The organism is uncultured Winogradskyella sp. (assembly GCF_947498005.1).
Taxonomy (GTDB): domain Bacteria; phylum Bacteroidota; class Bacteroidia; order Flavobacteriales; family Flavobacteriaceae; genus Winogradskyella.
The window spans coordinates 1-2934 of record NZ_CANMIW010000023.1; the positions used below are offsets into that span (position 1 = coordinate 1).

The 2934-nt window shown below is 30.5% G+C and carries 5 protein-coding genes; all 5 read right to left on the reverse strand.

Annotated features, from left to right (window positions below; genetic code table 11):
* Positions 1-210: 210 nt before the first annotated feature.
* Entirely contained in the window at positions 211-534 is a 324-nt protein-coding gene (locus Q0891_RS17140) for a hypothetical protein (protein WP_299103564.1), read from the reverse strand.
* A gap of 102 nt (positions 535-636) precedes the next feature.
* On the reverse strand, positions 637-1167 hold the full coding sequence (locus Q0891_RS17145; protein ID WP_299103565.1) for a hypothetical protein: 531 nt from the start codon (positions 1165-1167) through the stop codon (positions 637-639).
* A gap of 148 nt (positions 1168-1315) precedes the next feature.
* Positions 1316-2062 (reverse strand): hypothetical protein, encoded by a 747-nt coding sequence (locus tag Q0891_RS17150; RefSeq protein WP_299103566.1) that lies wholly within the window; start codon positions 2060-2062, stop codon positions 1316-1318.
* A 166-nt stretch (positions 2063-2228) separates the two neighbouring features.
* The gene (locus Q0891_RS17155) at positions 2229-2423 is read right to left on the reverse strand and encodes a hypothetical protein (protein ID WP_299103567.1); all 195 of its coding nucleotides are present in this window, start codon (positions 2421-2423) and stop codon (positions 2229-2231) included.
* Between the two features lie 8 nt (positions 2424-2431).
* Positions 2432-2845 carry a hypothetical protein gene (locus Q0891_RS17160; RefSeq protein WP_299103568.1) on the reverse strand — a complete coding sequence of 138 codons (414 nt, stop codon included), beginning with the start codon at positions 2843-2845 and terminating at the stop codon, positions 2432-2434.
* Positions 2846-2934: the final 89 nt, after the last annotated feature.

Consider the following 2934-nt stretch of genomic DNA (forward strand, 5'->3'; position numbering starts at 1 on the left):
AATTATTAAAACCCATTTTTTCATTAAAATTCAATGATTTTCATTTTGAGCACGATTTTCTCAAATGATGCACAACGGTTTTGTGTATGATTTCGTTGCGTGTTTCAGCAACTAATTTAGCAAATACAAACCGAATATAAAATCCGCGAGGATTTTCGTAAGTAGGTGAGTACTAGCAATGAATTATACACGTTGTTAGGCACAGTATTTTTAATAGAACCATTTTACAATTGTTTTCCAAAAAGGGCCTAGAATTAATATTGCAGGAAGAGTCACTAAAACCAATTTAATCCAAATGTTATATAAGACTAATTTATTTTTCATTTTCCCTAAACCAAGCAACGTTTTCGGTCGAAAGAGTGATGCAATATAAATAAATACAGCTACAGCAAATAGTCTAATCCAAATAGGGTTATTAGGTTTCACTACAGGTACAAAATCATCTGGTCTGTAACCACTTTTGGACTTGATTAATAGTTCTAAAGCTAAATCTCTATTACTTTCATTAATCCCTACTTTTCCAAGTTCATACATTTCTAAACCTATTGTTTCTTGATAAGTTGTATATGACGTTGAAAAACTTTGAACACCAAGAAGAATTAATGGTACTATAAAGGTAAAAGTTATGAAGTCTCCTTAATTTGACCAAAGTTGTAGTGCTCTATTAGGTTTGCGCTTTTCAATCCATCTGTCTATTTCATACTGGATTTCATCTTTAATATTTAAATCATAACAACTAATATCGTAGCTTAATTCTCCTTTGTAAAAATTAGAAACCTTTAATTCAAAACTATTTTCAAAAATTCCTCCGTGCCTTAATTTTACGTTGAATGATTTTGGCTTAAGTGTACTCAAGGTTTGGTCTTTTAATAAACCAAGAATTGATTTATCACTTAATTTGGTTTCATCTTGTGATGTTATTTCACATTCTGTAATGTGTTTGTCATACCAACTTTTACTTTTATTCTCTTCAACAAGTTTGTTCAGTTCTTCTTCGGTAATTTTTTTGTTTTCATTCTTTACATCCGATTCAATTTTTCCTAACCAAGATTGGTATAATAAATTATCAATATTTTCAATAACACTATTTAAAGCTTCGAAGTCATCTTGATTAAGAAGCCAAGGTCCTTTTATTTCTCTTTTCTGTGGATGTATAATTTGTCCCATTCTTTATATTGTGCCTAACGTGTTTGTATATGGTTTGTTGCGTGTTTTAAGCACCTAATTTAGCAAATAAAAACCGAATAGAAAATCCGCGAGGATTTTCGTAAGTAGGCTAGAACTAGCAATAAATTATATACGGTGTTAGCGGTAGTTATTCTTTTGGCTCAGAGAAATGATTTCCTTGTCCCAACCACTCTCTATTTAGTCCAGTTTCTTTAATAAATTCCTTTTGCTCATTTTCAGTTGCATAATCAATTACAAATTGTTGTCCTCCGTCATCATAATAAGTGTATTTTCCTTTGACTTTCAATTCAGAGGGTAAATACGAGAATCTTTGAAAAAAAGAATCTGAAATGTAACCAACTTTCTCTAATTTCCATTTTTTGTCAATTCCGTTTACTTTAAATATTATCCATTCGTAATTATTTTTATCTATTTGAATTGATATGTCAGAGTAATTAATTTCTCCACTTGTAATTGCTCCCATTCGTTTCATAAACCAAATATATTGGTCACTTGGGTCGATAAATTCAAGGTCAAACCAAATACATTTATCACTAAAGTTAAATCCAGAAATCTCCGGACTTCTCCAACCAAAATAATAGTATAATCTTGAAAAAGGATTTTGCTCTATTTCTTGAAGTCTCTCTTTTTTTATTTCGTCCCAAACCGATTTTGCATAGCCATCAGTTAATATTAAGTCTTTCGTTACTCCATCTGCAAACTCATAGCCTAATGATTTGAAAACTTCAATTTGCTTCTCGTAACTAATAGATTCAACTTCTTTTTTTATTTCTATTCCTATTTCAGTCTTTGCTAGAGAGTCTTTTTCTTTTGACTTACAACCAAAGAATCCTAATATTCCCATAAAAGTCAATATTGCTAATTTCTTATTCATGGTGCATTCTAATTACCGCTAACGTGTTTGTGTATGGTTAGTTGCGTGTTTAAGCAACTAATTTAGCAAATAAATACCGAAAAGAATATTCCGCAGGAATATTCGTAAGTAGGCAAGAACCAAGCAATTAATTATACACGGTGTTGTAAAACGTTTTTTTATTTATTCATAAACCTCTTAATATCATTAAAATTCCACCTAATATTAAAATCAGAATTCCAACATATTGACTTGGTTGTGTTGCTAATTGACTATAAGATTCATTTTTTTTATATTTTCCTGTTTTATCGATTTGATAATTTAGCCAAAGTATTCCAAGTGTCATTAAACAAGTTCCGGTAAGAATATCTATCCAATTCATAGTTCTGGTCAAAAACTTGTTTTCTCATCTCGAACGTCTATCCATAATGAATATGCGCCAAGTAAAATTCCAAATGGAATACAAATTGCAAACAATCCATAGTATTCATTATACGTTATGGCGTCATATACAAAGATATAAGTCAAAAAAATCGAAGCGATAAAACCGAATATCGCAAACATTCCAATCATTATTCCTCCAATGCTATTATTGAAATCGTTATGGCTCCGCATTCGTTTAGTTCCCTTGTAAATTCCAGCAAAAAAATAATAGACCATATGATAACCAACATTGATTGTTAATACAGCAAAGAGTCTTTCGGTCAATTCACTTTCTCTTGAAAAAATTAAGTAGAGTAAACTTAAAATCAAATTTAAGTATCCAATTAGTTTGTGATATTTTTTAATGTCAGATTTCGTCATCAAATGTTTTACAACGTGTTTGTATATGGTTTGTTGCGTGGTTTAGCACGTAATTTAGCAAATAAAAACCGAATAGAAAATCCGCGAGG

What these genes read in the sequence shown, in the direction of transcription:
- Q0891_RS17140 (WP_299103564.1), bottom strand. Translation starts at nt 534, where the DNA reads ATGTATGAACTTGGAAAAGTAGGGATTAATGAAAGTAATAGAGATTTA.
- Q0891_RS17145 (WP_299103565.1), bottom strand. Translation starts at nt 1,167, where the DNA reads ATGGGACAAATTATACATCCACAGAAAAGAGAAATAAAAGGACCTTGG.
- Q0891_RS17150 (WP_299103566.1), bottom strand. Translation starts at nt 2,062, where the DNA reads ATGAATAAGAAATTAGCAATATTGACTTTTATGGGAATATTAGGATTC.
- Q0891_RS17155 (WP_299103567.1), bottom strand. Translation starts at nt 2,423, where the DNA reads ATGAATTGGATAGATATTCTTACCGGAACTTGTTTAATGACACTTGGA.
- Q0891_RS17160 (WP_299103568.1), bottom strand. Translation starts at nt 2,845, where the DNA reads ATGACGAAATCTGACATTAAAAAATATCACAAACTAATTGGATACTTA.